At 71.1% G+C, this 409-nt stretch carries 1 protein-coding gene; it reads left to right on the top strand.

What is annotated here, in order from left to right; genetic code table 11:
- The coding region (locus D7X55_RS47115) for a hypothetical protein (RefSeq protein WP_199747469.1) at nt 1-409 on the top strand (409 nt) is incomplete at both ends.

Here is a 409-nt window from a genome sequence, read left to right on the forward strand (position 1 = left end):
GTATCAGCGGCTGCAGCAGGCCTGGGCGGAGGGACACAGCCAGTGGCCGCTGACCGAGCTGCCGCTGGGGGACCAGCTGCTGCCGATGCTGGCCGCGCTGCGCAAGCCCGATGCCAGCACCGAACTGCAGCGCAGCTTCGACCGCCAGCTGGCCGGCCAGGCCAGCGCCGTGCGCCAGGCCGCGCAGTCGATGGGCAATTTCGGGGTGCAGTACCTGCGCCATCAGAAGGGCTACACGCCCGGCCAGCAGGCCCATTACATCGCCCTGGTCGAAACCCTTGCCGTTTGGGCGCAGGGCGCGCCTATCAGTGACCGCGCCCGTGCACGCAGCACCATCGCCGCGCTGGTCGGCGCGGCCGGCAAGGTCGGCTTCGATGACGAGGCTGGCCTGCAGGCGGCTGGCATGGAG

Source organism: Corallococcus sp. AB049A, from assembly GCF_003668885.1.
Taxonomy (GTDB): Bacteria; Myxococcota; Myxococcia; order Myxococcales; family Myxococcaceae; genus Corallococcus; species Corallococcus interemptor.